The sequence below is a fragment of the Corynebacterium nuruki S6-4 genome, assembly GCF_007970465.1.
Taxonomy (GTDB): domain Bacteria; phylum Actinomycetota; class Actinomycetes; order Mycobacteriales; family Mycobacteriaceae; genus Corynebacterium; species Corynebacterium nuruki.
In genome coordinates, this window is record NZ_CP042429.1 from 238268 (window position 1) to 258297 (window position 20030).

At 70.5% G+C, this 20030-nt stretch carries 17 protein-coding genes and 2 pseudogenes; 7 read left to right on the top strand and 12 right to left on the bottom strand.

Going from position 1 to position 20030, the window contains the following annotated elements; translation table 11 throughout:
- Positions 1 to 44: 44 nt before the first annotated feature.
- Positions 45 to 593, bottom strand: a complete 549-nt coding sequence (locus tag FSW06_RS01080) for a hypothetical protein (protein ID WP_010119133.1) — start codon at positions 591 to 593, stop codon at positions 45 to 47.
- Positions 594 to 727: 134 nt separating this feature from the next.
- On the opposite strand from FSW06_RS01080, the gene FSW06_RS01085 reads away from it, so the two are divergent.
- On the top strand, positions 728 to 1747 hold the full coding sequence (locus FSW06_RS01085; RefSeq protein WP_010119132.1) for an esterase/lipase family protein: 1020 nt from the start codon (positions 728 to 730) through the stop codon (positions 1745 to 1747).
- Between the two features lie 11 nt (positions 1748 to 1758).
- On the opposite strand, the gene FSW06_RS01090 is transcribed toward FSW06_RS01085, so the two are convergent.
- From FSW06_RS01090 to FSW06_RS01100, 3 genes and pseudogenes are all read right to left on the bottom strand, one after another.
- Entirely contained in the window at positions 1759 to 2076 is a 318-nt protein-coding gene (locus FSW06_RS01090; protein WP_010119131.1) for a HigA family addiction module antitoxin, read from the bottom strand.
- Positions 2077 to 2087: 11 nt separating this feature from the next.
- Complete coding sequence (locus FSW06_RS01095; protein ID WP_010119129.1) at positions 2088 to 2369, bottom strand: type II toxin-antitoxin system RelE/ParE family toxin; 282 nt, start codon at positions 2367 to 2369, stop codon at positions 2088 to 2090.
- A gap of 39 nt (positions 2370 to 2408) precedes the next feature.
- A pseudogene (locus FSW06_RS01100) lies at positions 2409 to 2522 on the bottom strand (DNA-binding response regulator); the annotation flags it as partial.
- Between FSW06_RS01100 and FSW06_RS14400 the strand changes: the two are divergent.
- A complete protein-coding gene (locus FSW06_RS14400; RefSeq protein WP_162097142.1) occupies positions 2505 to 2771 on the top strand; it encodes a hypothetical protein in 267 nt (88 codons plus the stop codon). The pseudogene FSW06_RS01100 and the gene FSW06_RS14400 sit on opposite strands and share 18 nt — an antisense overlap.
- 110 nt (positions 2772 to 2881) lie before the next feature.
- Positions 2882 to 3157, top strand: a complete 276-nt coding sequence (locus tag FSW06_RS01105; protein ID WP_010119123.1) for a hypothetical protein — start codon at positions 2882 to 2884, stop codon at positions 3155 to 3157.
- Positions 3158 to 3245: 88 nt separating this feature from the next.
- On the opposite strand, the gene FSW06_RS01110 is transcribed toward FSW06_RS01105, so the two are convergent.
- The 5 genes from FSW06_RS01110 to FSW06_RS01130 all read right to left on the bottom strand — a co-directional run bounded on the left by FSW06_RS01110 (position 3246) and on the right by FSW06_RS01130 (position 9734).
- On the bottom strand, positions 3246 to 3605 hold the full coding sequence (locus FSW06_RS01110) for a DUF1801 domain-containing protein (RefSeq protein ID WP_010119121.1): 360 nt from the start codon (positions 3603 to 3605) through the stop codon (positions 3246 to 3248).
- A gap of 192 nt (positions 3606 to 3797) precedes the next feature.
- A complete protein-coding gene (gene cydC, locus FSW06_RS01115; protein WP_010119119.1) occupies positions 3798 to 5447 on the bottom strand; it encodes a thiol reductant ABC exporter subunit CydC in 1650 nt (549 codons plus the stop codon).
- A complete protein-coding gene (locus FSW06_RS01120) occupies positions 5444 to 7024 on the bottom strand; it encodes an ABC transporter ATP-binding protein/permease (RefSeq protein WP_010119116.1) in 1581 nt (526 codons plus the stop codon). The genes cydC and FSW06_RS01120 overlap by 4 nt, the downstream gene beginning before the upstream one ends.
- Positions 7021 to 8142 carry a cytochrome d ubiquinol oxidase subunit II gene (gene cydB, locus FSW06_RS01125; RefSeq protein ID WP_193345940.1) on the bottom strand — a complete coding sequence of 374 codons (1122 nt, stop codon included), beginning with the start codon at positions 8140 to 8142 and terminating at the stop codon, positions 7021 to 7023. Before cydB ends, FSW06_RS01120 begins: the two co-directional genes overlap by 4 nt.
- Positions 8143 to 8153: 11 nt before the next feature.
- Positions 8154 to 9734, bottom strand: coding sequence for a cytochrome ubiquinol oxidase subunit I (locus FSW06_RS01130; protein ID WP_010119113.1), 1581 nt, complete (start codon positions 9732 to 9734; stop codon positions 8154 to 8156).
- Positions 9735 to 10310: 576 nt separating this feature from the next.
- On the opposite strand from FSW06_RS01130, the gene nirB reads away from it, so the two are divergent.
- From nirB to FSW06_RS01145, 3 genes are all read left to right on the top strand, one after another.
- Entirely contained in the window at positions 10311 to 12875 is a 2565-nt protein-coding gene (nirB, locus tag FSW06_RS01135) for a nitrite reductase large subunit NirB (RefSeq protein WP_238525920.1), read from the top strand.
- 36 nt (positions 12876 to 12911) lie between these two features.
- Positions 12912 to 13334, top strand: a complete 423-nt coding sequence (locus FSW06_RS01140) for a nitrite reductase (NAD(P)H) small subunit (protein ID WP_010119109.1) — start codon at positions 12912 to 12914, stop codon at positions 13332 to 13334.
- Between the two features lie 105 nt (positions 13335 to 13439).
- Positions 13440 to 14600 (top strand): uroporphyrinogen-III synthase, encoded by a 1161-nt coding sequence (locus tag FSW06_RS01145; RefSeq protein ID WP_010119107.1) that lies wholly within the window; start codon positions 13440 to 13442, stop codon positions 14598 to 14600.
- A 319-nt stretch (positions 14601 to 14919) separates the two neighbouring features.
- Here FSW06_RS01145 and FSW06_RS01150 read toward each other — a convergent pair.
- From FSW06_RS01150 to FSW06_RS01160, 3 genes and pseudogenes are all read right to left on the bottom strand, one after another.
- A pseudogene (locus FSW06_RS01150) lies at positions 14920 to 15287 on the bottom strand (hypothetical protein); the annotation flags it as partial.
- A 36-nt stretch (positions 15288 to 15323) separates the two neighbouring features.
- Positions 15324 to 17426, bottom strand: coding sequence for an NADPH-dependent 2,4-dienoyl-CoA reductase (locus FSW06_RS01155; RefSeq protein ID WP_010119104.1), 2103 nt, complete (start codon positions 17424 to 17426; stop codon positions 15324 to 15326).
- A 1-nt stretch (position 17427) separates the two neighbouring features.
- Positions 17428 to 18027 carry a PadR family transcriptional regulator gene (locus tag FSW06_RS01160; RefSeq protein WP_010119103.1) on the bottom strand — a complete coding sequence of 200 codons (600 nt, stop codon included), beginning with the start codon at positions 18025 to 18027 and terminating at the stop codon, positions 17428 to 17430.
- Between the two features lie 97 nt (positions 18028 to 18124).
- Here FSW06_RS01160 and FSW06_RS01165 point away from each other — a divergent pair, with 97 nt between their 5' ends.
- Entirely contained in the window at positions 18125 to 20029 is a 1905-nt protein-coding gene (locus FSW06_RS01165; protein ID WP_146881285.1) for a DUF294 nucleotidyltransferase-like domain-containing protein, read from the top strand.
- The last annotated feature ends 1 nt before the right edge of the window (position 20030 follow it).

Consider the following 20030-nt stretch of genomic DNA (forward strand, 5'->3'; position numbering starts at 1 on the left):
CGGGGCGGGACGCCGTGACGGGTCACGGGGCCGGAGGTGGACGGCTACTGCACGAGGTAGAGCAGGCTGCCGTTGCCGGCCTTGTCGATCCGGACCTGGGCATTGTTGCCGCCGGTGCAGACCGATGACACTGCGGCGGAACCGATACCGCACTGCATCGTGTACGTCTGACCGGTGGAGGGACTGGTAGCGGTGACGGTGGCGATGCCGGCGTAGCCGTTGGCGTCGGGGGAGGAGATCGTGTCCGGCCCGTAGACCGGCTGCAGCGCCTGGGCGGCGACATTCATCGCGAAACCGCAGCTCGTCGATTCCCCGGCGGTGACCTTCGCCCCGTCGAGGGTGCCGCACGTGCCGCCGACCTGGTCGGGATTGTCCGCCTGGACCGCCGGGGTGGCAGGTGCTGACGGGGCAGTCCGATGTGCCGGAGCCGGTGCCCCGGCCGTGGGGGCCGGGCCACCGGCTGCCGCCTGGCTGGTCGAGGGGGCATCGGCGGTGACCGTCACGACCTCGGGGTCGGAGCTGCCGGAACAGCCGGTGGTGGCGGTGAGGAGGGCAACGGTGGCCGCGGCAGCGGCGGGGACACGACGGCGCATGGAAAATCCTGAACGTCATAGGGGAAGTTGCTGAGTTTCCATCAGTGTAGCCGGTGGCCCCCGGATTCCCGCGTACCCGGCGTGTGCTGCGGCTACCGTCATGGCGGAAGCATAGGTCAGGAAAGGAAAGCACCATGCACATACACCGACCCGGTGCCTCGTCCGGCAGATCCCCGGTCAGCCTCCTCATCGCACTCACGGCGGTACCCGTCCTGCTCGCCGGCGCGGTGGCTCTTCCCGCAGCCCGGGCGGACAGTCCGGACGCACCGGTGACGGCCGGGGAGGAGTGGCCGCCGCTGACCGTCGACGAGGCGGACCTCGACCGTTCCCTGGACTGCCACGGCGACCCGGCCGGAAGTGACCGCAACACGGTGCTCCTGCTGCACGGGACGACCGCGAATGCGTCGGCCAACTGGTCCTGGAACTGGGAACCGGCGCTCGCCGCGGAGGGTCGGCCCTACTGCACGGTGGATCTGCCGGAGAACGGCCTGCAGGATATACAAGTCTCCGCCGAGAACGTCACCCACGCCATCCGGACGATCCACGCGACCAGCGGCCGGAAGGTGGACATCGTCGGCCACAGCCAGGGCGGGATGATCGGCCGGTGGACCACGAAATGGTGGCCGGACACCCGCGACATGGTGGCGAACATGGTCGGCCTCGGGTCCTCGAACAACGGCTCCGACATGATCTCCCTGACCTGCACGGTCGGATGTCCGGACGCACTGCGGCAGCAGGGCAGCGGGTCGGACTTCATCACCACGCTCAACGACGACGGGGCAACCTATCCGGGGATCAGGTACACCACCATCGCCACCCGCTTCGACGAGATCGTCACGCCCTATGACAGGGCCTTTCTGCCGTCCGCGGACAACGTCACGAACATCACCCTGCAGGACCAGTGTCCGAACGAACCGGTGGACCATTTCCTCCTCGCGGTGAGTAACCCGGTGTGGGAGCTGGCCAACCAGGCGCTCGACGGCAACCCGTCGCCGTCGGTGGATCCCGGCGCCTGTCTGAAACTGATGCCGGGGGTCGATCCCGCCCGACTGCCGGAGAACACCGGTGACACACTCCTGACGCTGTCCGGGGCACTGATCTCCACCCCGTGGACGCAGACTGAGCCGGGCCCCGCGGAATACGTGCGCCGGTAGTCGTCAGTGGCTCAGGCGACGATCGGTGTAATGGCGTCCAGTTCGTCGTGGTGTTTTTCTTTGGCGATCTCGATGTCGTAGTCGAGCTGAAGGTTGACCCAGAAGTGTTCACTCATGCCCAGTGCCCTGGACAGCCGGATGCCGGTGTCGGGGGTGATCTTCCTTGTCCCGTGGACGATCTCGTTGATGCGCCGAGGTGGGACGTTGATGGCCTTGGCCAGTCGGTACTGGGAGATTCCCATGGGCTTGAGGAACTCCTCCAGAAGAATCTCGCCGGGCGTGATCGGCTCATGGGCTTTGTGGTCAGCGGGATGCGGTGCGGAAGCCATGGAGATTCTCCTCAGTGGTAGTCGGTGATTTCAACGTCTGCCGGGCCGTCCTGAGTCCAGCGGAAGCAGATTCGGAACTGACTGTTGACTCTGATCGAGTACTGCCCCTGACGGTTGCCGGAGAGCTTCTCCAGTCGATTTCCGGGAGGTACCCGTAGATCGTTGATGGTCTCTGACCGGTTCAGAATCAGCAGTTTCCGGTGGGCCGCTCGCTGCACGTCCGGGCCGAGTCCTTTCGCCCGGTCACGTTGCCAGACCTTCCGGGTACGCGAGTCTGCAAAAGACCGGATCATTTAACCATGATAACGCGATGCGTTATTATCGGCAAGGATTCACCGCCCCGTGTGACGCAGCCAGGCGAGCACCGCACGGACCCGCCGGTTCTCGTCGGTCGGGGTCATCCCCAGCTTCATGAACACGTTGGCGACGTGTTTGCTCACCGCGCCGGGGCGTCGGTGGGGCAGCGCCGTGCGGTGGCGTGGTGGGAGTCTGCGGCGGTCGTCGTCAGCGCAGGGATCCTCACCCTGCTGTTCACCGTGCCCGGGGTGGCGGTCACCGACCACATCTACCGGGGTGCGTTCTTCCCGGACAGCTGGTGGCGGGACATCCTCTGGGGTCCGTTAGGAGTGGTCCTCGTGGTGATGTGGATGCTCGTCGCCGCGGTGACGGTGGGGACCTCCCGGATGCGGGGTTGACGGTACAGGCGGTGCAGCCGGTGCAGGCCCGGGTGAGGGACGCGGGTTAACCTGGGGGATGTCCGGCGTGCTGTCCCGCCATACTGTCCCGCCCAGGAGGAGTCCTGACCGTGTCACCGTCCCCGTCCCGTCCGTCATCGTCCCCGTCGACCGACCAGACGACGGCCTGGCCGATCGTCATGCTGGTCGGCGGGTTCCTGTCGTTCATCGGGATCATGTTCACCCCGCTGGCGGGGATCCTGGCGATCGCCGTGGTGGTGCTCTCGGGGCTGCTGCTGCGGTTCGCCCTGCTGCCGCGGGACCGGACCCGGCTGAAGATCGCGCTGGGGATCTCGGGGACCGCGACATTGCTGTTCATCCTGATGGTGCTGCTCACCATCGGATAGCAGGAGGTCGCAGCAGGTCGCAGGAGGTTGCCGCAGGTCACGACCGGCGCCCGACAGAGTGGTGCCCCCGACCAGCACAGGGGCGCGGTCAGTGACCGCTGTCGGCGAGCTTCGCCGCCATGAGCCGACGGCACAGCTGCTCGGGGACCTCGTCGGTGTACATGATCTTCAGGAATCCGGCGCCGTAGCCGTAGCCCGCCGCGGCGACCTCCGCCTGGAACGGGCCGAAGAAGTCCGGGGTGAACCGCAGTGAGCAGTGCTTCGCGAACGCCTGCAGCAGCCACGCCGTCCCGTCCCCGGTGACGTAGGCCGGCTGGTTCCATTTCAGGGTCTCGGTGACCTCGGGGTAGGAGAGGCTGATCTCCCGCAACGTCAGCAGGTGCGGCCGCTGCTGCTCGTCGAGCAGGTCGAAGAAGTTGTCGGGGCTGGTGCGCCTGGGGAACGGCATGGCGCCGATGCTACGGCGCCCGATGCGTCCGCGGCCGTGTCCGCCGTGTCCGCCGTGTCCGCGGAACGAACCGGGAGGGCGTCCACGGTCCGATTTTTCAGCACCTCGGTTCGCTCCACCGACCTGCGGGGCAGGACCACGACCTGTCGGTTCGTTCCACCGACCTGCGGCAGTGGCAGCGGCCCGGCTCCCTCAGCCGACCTCACCGCGCTGCCGCGGGTGGCGCACCACGATCACGGTCCGGACGCCACGGGCCCCGGGCAGGTCCGGGCGGGCGAACAACTGCTCCATCGCGGTGGTGCCGGCCTCGTCGAGGTGCTCGAACGGTTCGTCGAGCAGCAGCACCGGCGCGTCGGTCAGCAGCATCCGGGCGAGCAGCAGCCGGCGGCGCTGCCCACCGGACAGACTTCCGGCGCCCCCGCTGAGCACGGTGGACAGCCCGTCGGGCAGACCGTCGACCCAGTCGTCGAGCCCGACGGCGGTGAGGACCGCGTGCATCTGCCCGTCGGAGGCGGTCGGCGCCCCCACCGCGAGATTGTCGCGCACGGTGGTGAGGAACACGTGGGCGTCCTCCGGCAGGTAGGCGATGGTGCGGTGCAGCTGCTCCGGGTCCGCCGCGGCGAGCTCCCGGATGTCGGTGCCGTCGAGACGGACCGCCCCGGAGACCGGGGGGATCAGCCCGGCGAGGGTCAGCAGCAGGGTGGTCTTGCCGGACCCGGAGGCGGCGGTGACCGTCTTCCTCACCCCGGCGGGCAGATCCAGGTCGACCTCGCCGAGGGGACCGTCGTGGCCGTAGACCAGGTGCGTGGCGGTCAGCTCCGGCACGGCGGCCGGCACAGCTACCGGTGCATCCGGTGCAGCGGCCCCGGCCGGGGGCTCCGGGGGCTCCGGGAGCTGCCGGGTGGCGTCCGGGTCACCGACGAGTTCCCGCAGCCGGCGTCCGGCACCCCGGGCGCGGGTGACCGCCACCGCGGCCTCCGGCAGCGCCGAGGTCGCCTCGAACGCGGAGAGCGCCAGCAGCACCAGCACCCCCAGCCACTGCGGGGAGTGGCCGGGGTAGGCGGTCACCGCGACGCACAGCACCCCGAGCGCGGTCGCCGCGGAGGCGAAGACGGTCAGTCCGGCGCCCGCGGCATCGGCGGGGGCACCGGCCTCGGCGGCGTCCGTCAGACCGCGGGAGGCGCCCGCGGCCCGGCCCAGCTCCCCGTCGAGCCGGCCCCGGATCCGCAGCGAGGGGGCGTCCGTGAGCACCCGGTCGACCGCGGTCGCGTAGTCCCGGACCGCCGCAGCACGGCGGCGTTCGGAGGTCTGCACCGACCGGCCCACCACCCACGGGGCCGCGACCCCGGCGATGAGCAGTCCGACGGTCAGCACGAGCGCCGCCGACGGCGACAGCAGTGCGGTGAACCCCACGGAGATCACCGCGGTGACCAGGGCGACAAGGGCGGGCACGATGCCCCGGACGATGACGTCGGCCACCGCGTCCACATCCGCGGTGAGCCGCGAGGTGAGGTCACCCCGGCCCAGCCGGGCGGTCCGGGTGACCGGGGCGAGGCTCAGCGCCCGGTAGGCGGTGACCCGGGCCTGTGCGGCGCAGCGCAGCGCCAGTGAATGGGAGGCCAGCCGGTCGATGTAGCGGAACACCGCCCGGGAGATGCCGAGTGCCCGGACGGCGGTCACCGCCACGGTGAGGTCCATGACCGGCGGCATCTGCCAGGCCCGGGTGATCAGCCAGGCGGAGACGACGGTGAGGCTCAGCGCGGCGAGGAGCGTGACCGTGCCCGAGAGCACCGGCCACACCAGGTCCCGGGCGCGCAGCCCGGTGAGGGTACGGAAGGTCATGACGCCACCTCCTGCGCGGTACCGACCGCGATGACCCGGTCGGCCGCCGCGGTGAGCAGCGGATCGTGGGACGCCGCGACGACCGTCGCGCCCTCGCGGGCACACCGGCGCAGCCGGTCGACCATCAGCCGCGCGTTGGCGGTGTCCAGGTGCGCGGTCGGCTCATCGAGGACGACGAGCTCGCGGCCCAGTTCCAGCTCGTCGGCGACGGCGACACGCTGCCGCTGGCCGAGGGAGAGTCCGGAGGTGTCGCCGACCGAGGCGGCGTCCAGCACCGGGCGCTGCGGCAGATAGGACGTCCGGTCCCACAGCTCCCGCCCGGTGAGCACGCCGGTCCGGTCGAGGCACACGGCGGTGCCGTGGACCCCGTCGGTGACGATGCCGAGCAGGGCGAGCAGGGCGGTGGACTTGCCGGAACCGTTGGCGCCGGTGAGCACGGTCAGCGCGCCGGGGTCGGCGGTACCGGTGACGTCACCGGGGCGGGCACCGTCCCGGCCGTCGACGCTGAGCCCGTCGAAGACGACGCGGACACCGTCGGCGGGCAGCGAGGGTACCGGCCGGACGGCCGGCGCGGCGGCGTCCGGTGCGGCGTCCGGTGCGGTGGTGGTGCCGGAGTTGAGCAGGGTGAGGATCTCGCCGACGGCGACGAAGCCGTCGCGGGCGTCGTGGAACCGGGCGCCGACCTGGCGGACCGGGTTGTAGACCTCCGGGACGATGATGAGCACGCACAGTCCCGCCGCCAGCGTCATCGACCCGTCGAGCAGCCGGAAACCGATCCCGACGGCGACGAGGGCGATGGACAGGGTGGCGAGGAACTCCAGGACGAAACTGGAGAGGAACGCGATGCGCAGCACCGCCAGGGTGGAACTGCGGTGCCGGTCGGACAGCCGCCGGATCTCGTCGGCGGGGGAGCGCAGCCGACCCAGGGCACGCAGGGTCGGCAGCCCGGTGATGAGGTCGAGCAGCTGGTCGGCGAGGGTGCCGAGGGCTTCGAGCTTGCGTTCGGTCAGTCCGGCGGTCAGGGTGCCGACGAGCCACATGAACAGCGGGATCAGCGGGAGGGTGACCAGGGCGATGAGTGCGGACCCGGCGTCCAGCCACCAGACGGTGACGAGGACCGCGGGGGTGGCGATCGCCGTGCTGACGAGTGCGGGGAGGTAACCGGTGAGATAGGGGCCCAGCCCGTCGATGCCCTCGGTGAGCAGGGTGCGCCACCGGGGGCGGTCCACCTGCCGGGGGTCGGTGACCGCCAGGGCACGCAGCGCGCGGTCCCGCAGGTCGCGGGTCGCCTGACCGGCGGCGCGCCGGCCGTAGCGCTTCTCCGCCCAGGCGAGCACGGCGCGCAGCACGACGAGGATGCCGAGGGTGACCAGTGGGCCGGTCTCGTCGGCGAGGTCGATGGCGGTGCCGTCGGCGGCGTCGGTGATGACCCGGGCGGCGACGGTACCGGTGAGCACACCGGCGGCGACGAGACAGACGGTGCGGGCGGCGGTCACCGCGGCGAGCAGCAGGATCCACCGGCGTGCGTCACCGGACAGCCGCAGCAGGCGGGCGTCGACGGGACCGGGCACGGTCACTCACCTCCTGTGACGGTGTGCGTGGTCGGCGGGGTTGCCTGCGGGGGTTCCGGGGCAGTGGTGGTGGCACCGGTGGAACTGTCGGCGGGTGCCGGGGTCCCGACCGGGGCGGCGGTGATGCGGCGGCGGAAGACCCAGTAGGTCCAGCCCTGGTACAGCAGCACCAGCGGCAGGACGAACACGGTCGCCCACGTCATCACCGTCAGCGTGTAGTGCCCGGAGGCGGCGTTGCGGATGTCGAGACCGGTGCCGTCGGCCAGGGTGGTGGGCATCAGCCACGGGTACAGCGAGCCGAACAGCAGCACCACGGTGCAGACCACCGTGACGGCGGTGGCGGTGAACGCGGTGCCGTCGTGGTGGCGGAGCATCGCGGCCACCGCGGTCAGGACGCCGACCACCGCGAGGACGGTGACGGCCCAGGTCCACGGCTTACCGTGGGAGAGCTGCGTCCACAGCAGGAATGCCGTGCCGGCGACGGCGGCGAGCACACCGACCGGGGTGATGAGCCGTCCGGCCCGGTCCCGGACCTCGCCGGCGGTCTTCAGGCGCAGGAAGCTGAGCCCGTGCAGCAGGAAGACGGTGGCGAAGGCGGCGGCCCCGAGCAGGCCGTAGGGGTTGAACAGGCCGAGCAGGGTGCCCAGGTCACTGGACATGTTCAGGTCGGCATCGACCGGGACGCCGCGGACGAGGTTGGCGAAGGCGATGCCCCACAGTACCGGTGGCAGCCAGGAGCTCACGGACACCGCGAGGTCGCAGCGGCGGCGCCAGGTCAGGCTGCCGACCTTGCCGCGCCATTCCAGTCCGACGACCCGGACGATGAGGGCGACGAGGATGAGGAACAGTGGCAGGTAGAAGCCGGAGAACAGGGTGGCGTACCACTCGGGGAAGGCGGCGAACAGGGCGCCGCCGGCGAGGATGAGCCAGACCTCGTTGCCGTCCCACACCGGGCCGATGGTGCGCAGTGCGGCGGTCCGGCGGGCATCGCGGGCAGTGCCGTCGGTGTCACGGCCGCCGAGGAACGGCAGCAGCATGCCGACGCCGAAGTCGAATCCCTCCAGCAGGAAGTACCCGGCGAACAGGCAGGTGACGAGGATGAACCAGAGGACGGGGAGATCGATACCGGACATGGCTAGACGCTCCTTCCGGCGGTGACGGGATCAGTGGAATCAGTGGACTCGGCGGACTCGGTGGGATCGGTGGCGGCGGGTGCCGTGGTGAAGTGGACCGGCTCGGCCGGTCCGGCGTCGCCGTCGACGGTCGGACCGTCTTCGACGGGCGGTCCGGCGAGCACGGCCCGGCGCACCAGCCAGAACCAGATCACGGCGAGCACCGCGTAGAGCAGGGTGAACCCGATGAGGGTGACGATGACGGTCCAGGGGGCGTGGTCGGACACGCCCATGTCGACGGTCATCCGGATCAGTTCGGTGTTCGGGTCACCGACCGAGTCCGGGTTGGGGTGGACGATCCAGGGCTGGCGTCCCATCTCGGTGAAGACCCAGCCGGCGGAGTTGGCCAGGAAGGGGGTCGGGATCGCGATGAGGGAGATCCAGCGGAAGGCCGTCGCGGCCCGGCCGGAGGGGATCCGGCCCTTCCTGGTCAGCAGCCAGCTCAGGGCGGCGAGGAAGAGGGAGACGACCATCAGTCCGATCATCATCCGGAATCCCCAGTAGGTCACGAACAGGTTCGGTGAGTAGTTGCCCGGACCGTAGAGCTGTTCGGCCTGCCGTTGCAGGTCCTCGACACCCTGCAGTGTCACACCGCTGAACTTCCCGTCGGCGAGGAAGGGCAGCACCCACGGCAGCTCGATGAGGTGCCGGACAGAGTCACAGTCGTTGTGGGTGCCGATGGTCAGGACGGAGAACATCGGGTCGGTCGCGGTGTGGCACAGGGACTCGGCGGACGCCATCTTCATCGGCTGCTGGACGAACATGAGCTTCGCCTGCATGTCGCCGGTGATGAACAGGGCCACGGCGGAGACCACGGTGGTCCACCAGCCGAGCCGGTGGGCGGGCCGGTGCATGTCGTGGCGGGCGACCTCGGGCGCGAGCTGACCACCCTCGGCGAGCTTGCGCATCGCGGCGCGGTCGCGGACCATCCACCAACCGCTGACGCCGAGGACGAACGTGCCCGCGGTGAGCAGGGACCCGGCGACCGCGTGGGGGAACGCCGCCAGTGCCGTCGGGTTGGTGAGCAGGGCGATGATGTCGGTGAGTTCGGCGCGTCCGGTGTCCGGGTTGTACTCGGCGCCGACCGGGTGCTGCATGAACGAGTTCGCCACGATGATGAAGTAGGCGGAGAGGTTCACGGCTACCGCGACGATCCAGATGCACGCGGTGTGCAGCCAGCCGGGGAGCTTCCCCCAGCCGAAGATCCACAGTCCGAGGAAGGTGGATTCGAGGAAGAAGGCGACGAGGCCTTCGAGGGCGAGCGGGCCGCCGAAGACGTCACCGACCATCCGCGAGTACTCGGACCAGTTCATGCCGAACTGGAATTCCTGGACGATGCCGGTGGCCACGCCGACGGCGAAGTTGACGAGCAGGACGGTGCCGAAGAACCGTGTCGCCCGGTACCACGCCGGTTTCCCGGTGACCTGCCAGAACGTCTGCATCAGGGCGACCATCGGCGCCAGCCCGATGGTCAGCGGAACGAAAATGAAGTGATAGACGGTGGTGATGCCGAACTGCCACCGTGAGATGTCGACGACATCCATGGGCTCATTCCTCCACGACTGGTGTTCCCGGCCCGGCGGACTGCCGGGCCTCTGGACGGGGCCGGACATCGGCGTCCGGATTGTCCGTCTGTAGAAAGGGTCGTCCGGGCCGGGGACGGAGTTCCGGTGGGGCGATCACCTCTACCCGCAATCTTAAGTCGACTTATGCATGACTGGGGGTGATGTCCTAGCCATCACATAAGTGATAACTCAATGCATAACAGCTGGTTATGTTGCGGGGTGACCGGTCAGCCCGTCCGGCATGCGTCCCCGGCGGGTCGGCCGTGTTGCGCCGGTGTGTCCGGCACCGGGGCCTGCCGCAGGTCCGTGAACCGGAGGTTAAACAGTGCTCTCACGGCTCAACAGCTCCGACTGCGCCGGTTAGCGTCCTGTCCAGACCGACCCGCCCCGCATCAGGACCGACGGTGACGGGGTCACGACGACGGAAGGACCGGCACAATGACCAGCACAGCGACCAGCATGACGACCGGCACGGCGACCGGCACGGCGACCGGCACAGACCGGAGCAACGACGGTGACGTCACCGGGGGAGGCATCGTCATCGTCGGCCTCGGCATGGTCGGCCACCGCACCGCCGGGGAGATCCTCGCCCGCGACCCGGCGGCGCGGGTGACCGTGGTCTCCGGCGAGCACTGTCCCGCCTACGACCGGGTGGCCCTGTCCAGTTACGTCGGCAACTGGGACCGCGGCCTCCTCGAATTCGACGCCCTCCCGGCAACTGTCGACCGCATCGACGGCACCGCGACGGCGGTCGATCCCGGGACGCGGACGCTCACCGTGACGGACGCCGCGGGTGAGACCACCGACCTGCCCTATGACCACCTCGTCCTGGCCACCGGCTCCCACGCCTTCGTCCCCCCGGTGCCCGGCCACGATCTGCCGCACTGCACCGTCTACCGGACCCTCGACGACCTTGACGGTATCCGCGAGACCGTCGAATCCGCCCGGGCGCGGCAGCTGACCGCGGCAGGCACAGACGGCACAGGCGGCACAGGCAGCACGGATGTCACGGTGCGGGCCGCGGTCATCGGCGGCGGGCTGCTCGGTCTCGAGGCCGCGAATGCCCTGCGACTGCTCGGCGCCGAGGCCCACATCATCGAACGCTCGCCCCGGCTCATGCCCATCCAGGTCGATGCCCCCGGTGGCGCCCTGCTCGCCGACAAGATCCGGGAACTCGGCGTCCGGGTCCACACCGCGGCGACCACCGACGCGATCACCGTCAGCACCGTCGATCCCGAGCGGCTCGACATCGCCCTCTCGGTGGAGACCGACGGCACCGGAGAGACCGGCGGCCGCCTCACCCTCACCGTCGACATCGTCGTGTTCTCCACCGGGGTGCGCCCCAACGACCAGCTCGCCGGCCCCGCCGGCCTGGCCACCGCACCGCGCGGCGGCATCCTCGTCGACCGCGACTGCCGCACCTCCGACCCGCACATCAGCGCCGTGGGGGAGTGCGCCGCCGTCGACGGGGTCTGCTACGGACTCGTCGCCCCCGGCTACACCACCGCGACCATCGTCGCCGACCGGCTCACCGGGCGCACCCACACCCCGTTCGAGGACCCGGACATGTCCACCAAACTGAAACTGCTCGGCGTGGGGGTCGCCAGCTTCGGCGACGCCCACGCCGTCACCCCGGACGCCCGCGCACTCAACATCACCGATCCGGTGACCGGGGTGTACAAGAAGCTGGTCATGGCGTCCGACAACGCGACCCTGCTCGGCGGGGTGCTCGTCGGTGACGTGGAGGCGTACTCGCTGCTGCGCCCCATGGTCGGGGCCGCACTGCCCGGCGACCCGGTGTCCTTCATCGCACCGGCCGGGGCAGGCGCCCCGGAGGTCGGCGTCAGCGCGCTGCCGGACGCCGCCCAGATCTGTTCGTGCAACTCGGTCACCAAGGGCGAGCTGTGCGGGGCGATCCACGACGGCGCCCACTCCGTCGGCGACCTCAAGACCTGCACCAAAGCCGGCACCAGCTGCGGATCCTGCGTCAATCTCCTGAAGAAGCTGCTGGACGCGGAGGGCATCGAACAGTCGAAGGCGGTCTGCGGACACTTCGACCAGTCCCGCGCCGAACTGTTCGAGATCGCCTCGTCCACCGGCATCCGCGACTTCACCACCTTCATCCGCCGCTTCGGCACCGGCCACGGCTGCGAGGTGTGCAAACCGACCCTCGCCTCGATCTTCGCGACCCTCGACACCAGCGACCACGTCCTCGACGACGGGCGGGCGGCCCTGCAGGACTCCAACGACCGCTTCCTCGCCAACATCCAACGCAACGGCTCCTACTCGGTGGTGCCCCGGATGCCCGCCGGACAGGTCACCGCCGAGCAGCTCATCGTCGTCGGCGAGATCGCCCGCGACTTCGACCTGTACGTCAAGGTCACCGGTGCCCAACGCATCGACATGTTCGGCGCCCGGGTCGAGCAGCTGCCGGAGATCTGGCGGCGGCTGGTGGACGCGGGGATGGAATCCGGCCAGGCCTACGGCAAGTCACTGCGTGCGGTGAAGAGCTGCGTGGGCACCGACTGGTGCCGCTACGGTCAGCAGGACTCGGTGAAGATGGCCGTCGAACTGGAACTGCGCTACCGGGGCCTGCGCAGCCCCCACAAGCTGAAGATGGGCGTCTCCGGCTGCGCCCGGGAATGCGCGGAGGCCCGCAGCAAGGACGTGGGCGTGATCGCCACCGAGAACGGCTGGAACCTCTACGTCGGCGGCAACGGCGGTGCCACACCCCGCCACGCCGAACTGCTCGCCGGCGATCTCGACGACAGCACCCTCATCGCCTACATCGACCGGTTCCTCGGTTTCTACGTCCGCACCGCCGACCGTCTGCAGCGCACCGCGCACTGGATCGAGGAGACCGAGGGCGGCCTCGACCATATCCGGGACGTCGTCTGCGGGGACTCGCTGGGCATCGCCGGGGACCTCGAGGAGTTCGTCGCCGCCCATGTCGACGCCTACACCGACGAATGGACCCGGGTCCTGGAGGACCCGGAGAAACTGTCCCGCTTCGTCTCCTTCGTCAACGCCCCCGGGTCCCCGGACCCGACGATCCGGTTCGGGCAGCAGGACGGCCGCAAGGTCCCGCTGCCGGCCCCCGCCATGCCCGCCGCCGTCTGATACCGCACCACCTCCCACCCCGGAAGGATTTACGCCATGACCTCCACACTCACCTCCACCGCCGCCTCCACACCCACCCCGGCGTCCACCCCGACCCGGCACCTCACCGTCTGCCGTGCCGACGATCTCGAGGACAACCTCGGGGTCGCCGTCCTGCTGCCCGACGGCAGCCAGGCCGCCCTGTTCCGGATCCCCGCCGACGACGTCGATGACGCCGCCAACGGCGACTACACCGACGAACCCGTGTTCCTCGCGGTCTCCAACACCGACCCCTACACCGGTGCCGCCGTCATCAGCCGTGGCATCGTCGGGGAGCACGACGGGCACCCCACCGTGGCGTCCCCGCTGCTCAAACAGTCCTTCTCACTGATCGACGGCACGTCGACCGCCGGTGACGGCCGGGATCTCCCGGTCTACCCGGTGGAGACCGTCGACGGGGACGTCATCCTGCACTACTGAACCCCGCAATCTCACACCGCCCACCGGCGTGCGCTGAGAACTCCGACGCACGCTGCTGACCCGGGCGTGGCGGAGCGGACACACACTCCGCCTACCCTGGGACCCGTGACGAACAGACCGACCACCATCCACGCCACACAGGCGGCCCGCGGCGTCCGGCAGCTCTCGGAGGCCCTGTCGGGATGCGCCGTCCTGCTGCCCGTCGACCGGAGATCCACCGAACTCGCCGGCGCCCTGCAGCGCCACGGTGCGGAGACCTCCATCGCCCCGCCGTTGACCGTCATCCCGCACTACGACGACGTCGAACTCATCGACCGGACCCGCGACCTCATCGCGGACCCGCCGGACATCGTCATCGCGACCACCGGGGTGGGGTTCCGCGGCTGGATCGACGCCGCGGAATCCGCGGGACTCGGCGACGCCCTCACCGACGCCCTCGGACAGGCGCAGATCCTCGTCCGTGGTCCGAAGGCCCGCGGCGCCGTCCAGCAGGCCGGGTTGGAGACCGACTGGGTCGCCGAATCCGAGACCTCCGGCGAACTCACCGAATTCCTGCTGGCGGAGGGGGTGGCGGGCCGGCGCATCGCCGTGCAGCACCACGGTGCCGGCGACCCGGACATGGAGGACACCCTCCGGGACGCCGGGGCGCAGGTCCGTGGCCTGACCGTGTACCGCTGGGGACCACCCGCCGATCCCGCCCTGGTCGGGCGCAGCACCGGACTCGTCGCCGCCGGAGACGTGGACGCCGTGCTCTTCACCTCCGCGCCGGGCGTCCGCGCCTGGCTGGAGACCGCCGAACAGCTCGGCACACTGCCCGCCGTGCTGGAGATGTTCCGGGACCGGACGATGGCCGCCGCGGTCGGACCCGTCTCCGCGGCACCGCTGCGCCAGTACGGTATCGACCCGGTCGTGCCGGACCGCTACCGGATGGGGGCGATGGTCCGCGAGACGGTCAACCATCTCGCCGGCGAGGACACGGCGGTCCCGACCGCCGCCGGCGCACTGCACGTGCGGACCGGGGGAGTGCTGCTCGACGGCGCGTTCCACCCGCTCGGCCGCACCGCCACCGACGTGCTGCGCCTGTTCGCCCGGCGGCCCGGGGCGGTGCTGAGCCGCCGTGAGCTGCTCGACGGGCTGGTCGGACGCCTCGCCGACGGCCAGGCCACCGACCATGCGGTGGAAGTGACGGTCGCCCGGATCCGGGAGAAGCTCGGTGCCGGGTTCATCGAGACGGTGTACAAGCGCGGTTACCGGCTGGCCGTGTAACCGTAGTTCCCCGTGAAGTTGTGACGTTGTGACGTTGTGAGGGTGTGAGGTTGTGACCGTCGCCGTGTGGAACGGGCGAGGCCCGTAGTCGGTGCGACGTGGTCGTCGGGTCGGTGTCGGTTTCACGAACCGAGGTGTCGATCGGCCCCTGTGCATGTCGGTTTCACGAACCGAGGTGCGGTCCGGGGACAGGAAAATCGACCTGTCGGTTCGTTCCGCGGGCGGCGGGGGACAGCGTCGGGGTCAGCACAGGTCAGCACAGGTCAGCACGGGTCAGTACGGGGTCAGCACACGGCAGGTCAGCACAGGTCAACGCTGGTCAGTACACGTCGCGCACGTAGCGGCGGGAGGACACGAGGTCGGCGACGAACGCGTCGGCCTGCGCGGCGTCCAGCCCGCCCTGGTCGGCGACGATGCCCCGCAGGGTGGCGTCCACGTCCGCCGCCATCCGGGCGGCGTCGCCGCAGACATAGAGGTGGGCACCGCGGCGCAGCCACGACCACAGTTCCCCGGCGCGTTCCCGCATCCGGTCCTGGACGTACACCTTTTCCGGCTGGTCGCGGGAGAACGCCAGGTCCAGGCGGGTGAGGACGCCCCGGTGTGTTCGCGGTCCTGCAGGAATCCGCGGAACGGCGCGACCCCGGTCCCCGGGCCCACCATGATCATCGGGGTACCCGGCTCCGGCGGCCCGGGACCCGGTTCGCGGCCGCCGACGTGTGACCGTCACGCGATGGCGGCGGCGGCCTCGGTACCCTGCCGGATCGCCCGCTTGGCGTCCAGCTCGGCGGCGAGATCGGCACCGCCGACGACGTCCACGCTCAGCCCGGCGGCCGTCAGCGGACCGGCGAGTTCCGCCACGGACTCCTGACCGGTGCACAGCACGATGTTGTCGACCTCGATGACACGTCGGCCGGTCAGTTCCTTCGAGACCACGTTGCCCTTCCGGTCCTTCTTCTCCTCGTAGAAGGCCAGGTGCAGTCCGTCGTCGTCGATCTTCTCGTAGGTCGCGCCGCTGATCTGCTCGACCTTCTTCCCCTTCACCGCCGCCCGGTGGACCCACCCGGTGGTCTTGCCCAGGGACTTCCCCTGCCGGGAGGACTTACGCTGCACCATGTACACCTCACGCAGCGGGGCCTCCGGCCGGGGCCTGGTGAGGAAGCCGGGGGTCTCCAGGTCCTCGGTCACACCCCACTCCTGCTCCCACTCCTTGAGGTGCAGTGACGGGGAATCCTCACCGGTCGGGGTGGTGAGGAACTCGGAGACGTCGAAGCCGATGCCGCCGGCGCCGAGGACGGCGACCCGGTGGCCGATCTCCCGCTCGCCGAGCACCGCCTGGGCGTAGGTCATGACCATCGGGTGGTCCACCCCGTCGATCTGCGGGATGCGGGGGGTCACACCGGTGGCGAGGATGACGTGGTCGAAGCCCCCGTCGACGAGGTCGTCGACGCTCGCGCGGGTGTTCAGGCGCACATCCACCCCGCGGACCTGCAGCTGCGTCCGGAAGTAACGGATGGACTCGTGGAACTCCTCCTTGCCGGGGATCCGGGAGGCGATGGCGAACTGGCCGCCGACATGGTCGCGGGATTCGAAGAGCGTGACCTTGTGACCCTTCTCCGCCGCGGAGACCGCGGCCGAGAGACCGGCGGGGCCGGCGCCGATGACCGCCACCTTCTTCGCGGTGCGGGTGGGGGAGAGGGTCAGGGTGGTTTCCCGGCCGGCACGGGGGTTGACCAGGCAGGAGACCTTCTTCCCGACGAAGATGTGGTCGAGGCAGGCCTGGTTGCAGCCGATGCAGGTGTTGATCCGGTCGGAGTGCCCCGCCGCGGCCTTGGCCATGAACGCGGGATCGGCGAGGAACGGCCGGGCCATGGAGACCGCGTCCACCCGGTGCTCGGTGAGGACCTGCTCGGCGACCTCCGGGGTGTTGATGCGGTTCGAGGCGATCAGCGGGATGGCGACCTCGTCGCGCAGCCGCTCGGTGAACTTCACGAACGCGGCGCGCGGCACCGAGGTGACGATGGTGGGGACGCGCGCCTCGTGCCAGCCGATGTCGGTGTTGATCGCGTCCACCCCGTGGCGTTCGGCCCGGCGGGCCAGCAGCGCGATCTCGTCGAAGGTCTGCCCGTCCTTGACGAAGTCCGCCACGGACTGCCGCAGGATCACCGGGAAGTCCCGCGGCACCTGGCGGCGGATCTCGTCGATGACCTCGATGAGGAACCTCTGCCGGTTGGCGGTGGACCCGCCCCACCGGTCGGTGCGGTCATTGGTGTGGGGGCACAGGAACTGGTTGATGAGGTAGCCCTCGCCACCCATGATCTCGACCGCGTCGTACCCCGCCTTGCGCGCCAGCCGGGCGGCGCGGCCGAAGGAGCGGATGGTCCGCAGGATCATCGACTCGGTCATCCGGATGTGCTTGAACGGGTGGATGGGGGAGGGCTCCGACCCCGGCGCGGCCTTGAAGGGGGTCACCCCGTAGCGGCCGGCGTGGAGGATCTGCATGGCGATGAGACCGCCGGCCTCGTGGACCTTGTCGGTGACCTTGCGGTGGTGGTACACGGACAGCGGGGTCGCCATGCGGCCGCCCATGGCCATGAGGTCACCGGACCGGATCGGAGCGATGCCGCCGGTGATGATCAGGCCCACGCCGCCGCGGGCGCGCTCGGCGTAGAACTCGCCGAGTTCGTCGGCATGTTTGATGCGGTCCTCCAGGCCGGTGTGCATCGAGCCCATGACCGAGCGGTTGGGCAGCGTGATGCCGCCGATGTCGAGCGGCCGGAACAGGCTCGGGTACGGGGAGGTGGCGGAGGCGGAGGTGGAGTCAGTCATGTCAGCTCTTCTCTGCTGTCGGGGTCGTCGTTGTCGTCGTTGTCGCAGTTGTCGGGTCGCAGGTCGGGTCCGGGGTGAGCGCGTCCAGGACCTCGTCGCACCAGTCGACGAAGGCCTCCTCGAGACGGATGCCGCCGCGCAGGACGAGGTACTGGTGGAGCCGGCGGCCGGTCAGGGTCGTCCGCTCGGGGAACTGGCTGTCGGCGTAACCGTGGTAGAGCGCCAGCCGGTCGTGGTGGGCACGGCGGTGGTGGGCGACGTCGGCGAGGACGTCGGTGAGGGCACCGTGCTCGGCGCCGCGCAGTTTCACCCCCAGTTCGTCACGCAGGGCGGTCACCGTCGTCGGCTCGGCGATCCAGGCGGCCAGGGCGTCCTGTCCGGCGGATGCCAGGGAGTAGACCTTCTTGTCGGGCCGGCCCTGCTGGGGGACGTCCCGGCAGGTGATGAGACCGTCGTCGGACAGTCGGGCGAGGGTGCGGTAGATCTGCTGGCGGCTCGCCGGCCAGAAGTGGCCGAGTGAGACCGAGAACTGCCGGCCCAGCTCGTAGCCGGTGCCCGGCCGTTCCGCCAGGGAGATCATGATCGCGTGCTCCAACGCCATGGGTGAAGCGTAACGCAGCTCACACCACTATGTGCAACTTGTTGTATATACCCCCGGGTCGGGGGTGAACTTTCGTCGCCGCACGTACCCTCACAGCATGAGCGTGGAACTCGACGAGGTCCGGCGGTTCCTCGCCGCCCACGAACCCTTCGCCCACCTGCCCGCCGCCGAACTCGACGCCCTGCCCGCGGCCATGACGGTGAGCTACGTCCGCCGCGGCACGACGATCATGGCCGCCGGGGCGGCCTGCTCGCAGATGTTCGTCGTACGCTCCGGGGCCGTCGACGTCCTCGACGCCGACGGCGTCCTGCTCGACCGGCGGGGGACCGGCGATTCCGTCGGCTACTCCACCGTCGTCCCCGCCCCCGGCAACCCGCCGGGCACCGCCCGCTACACCATGGTCGCCGTCGAGGACAGCCTCCTGCTCACCCTCCCCGGCGCCGACCTGCTCGGCCTGGTCGACCGCTGCCCCGAGGTCGCCCGCTACTACGCCGGCCTGTCGGTACGGATCCGGGCGGACGCCGACCGGCTGCGGCAGCGCGCCGGCGCCGACATCCTGCGGATCCGGGTCGCCGACCTGCTGCCGGACGCCCCCGAAGGCGTCCTGCGGACCGCCGTCACCACCGGGGCGGACGCCACCGTCGCCGCCGCGGCCCGGCTGATGGTCGCCGAGGGGGTCTCCTGCCTGCCGGTCACCGACGACGGCCGGCTCGCCGGCATCCTCACCGACCGTGACCTGCGCAGCCGGGTCGTCGCCGCCGAGCTGCCCGGCACCACCGGGGTCGGGGAGGTGATGACCGCCGACCCGGTCGCCGCCGACCCCGACGCGACCGTCTTCGAGGCCATGCTGCAGATGAGTGACCTGGGCATCCACCACCTGCCGGTCGTCGCCGAGGACGGGCAGGTCATCGCCGTCCTCGCCGCCGCCGACGTGATGCGCCGGCTGCGGACCGACCCCATCTACCTCGCCGCCGACCTCGCCCGGGCCACCGACCCCGCACAGCTGCGCCGGATCGTCGACGACACCGCCGAAATGGCGTCCGGATTCATCGAGCGCGGCGCCTCGCCCGACGAGATCGCCGGCCTGCTGACCGTCGGACTCGACGCGCTCGCCCGCCGGCTGCTCACCCTCGCCGAGGAGGAACTCGGCGCCCCGCCGGTGCCCTACGCCTTCGTCGTCGTCGGGTCCCAGGGGCGCCGCGCCGTCGGTTTCGCCTCCGACCAGGACAACGCCCTCGTCCTCGACGACAGCTACGACGCGGACGCCCACGGCGCCTACTTCGCCGCGCTGTCACAGCGGGTGTGCGACGGACTGCATGCCGCCGGCCAGGTTCACTGCCCCGGGGACATGATGGCCTCCAACCCGGCGTGGCGGATGACCGAGTCCCAGTGGCGGGAGACCTTCCACACCTGGGTCACCGCTCCCGACCCGGACGCCCTGCTCCACGCCCAGACCTTCTTCGACATGCGCGTCATCCACGGCGTCCGCGACCTCGTCGACGGCGACCACGGGGTGCACCGCTACGCCGTGGCGGTCGCAAAGGACGCCCCGCGCCTCCACGCCCAGCTCGCCGCCATCGCCGCACGCCGCGAACCGCCCCTCGGCGTGTTCCGCGGACTCGCCGTCGACCGTGGCGGCGCCTACGCCCACACCCTGCACATCAAGGCCGGCGGGACCGCGGCGATCGTCCAGATCGCCCGGCTCTACTCCCTTGTCGCCGGCTCCACAGTCGTCGGCACCCGGGCCCGGCTGGCCGCGGCGGCCGAGGCCGGCGTCCTGTCCGGGCAGGGTGCCCGCGACCTCACCGACGCCTTCGACGCCCTCACCGCCGTCACGCTGCGCCACCAGGCCGCCCGGCTGCGCCGCGGGGAGACCCCCGACTACCACATCGACCCCGACACTCTCGGGAAGATGGACCGGGAGAACCTGCGGGACGCCTTCGGGATCGTCAAGTCCGCCCAGTCCGGCCTCGCCGTCGCCTACCCGGTGCGTGCGACATGAA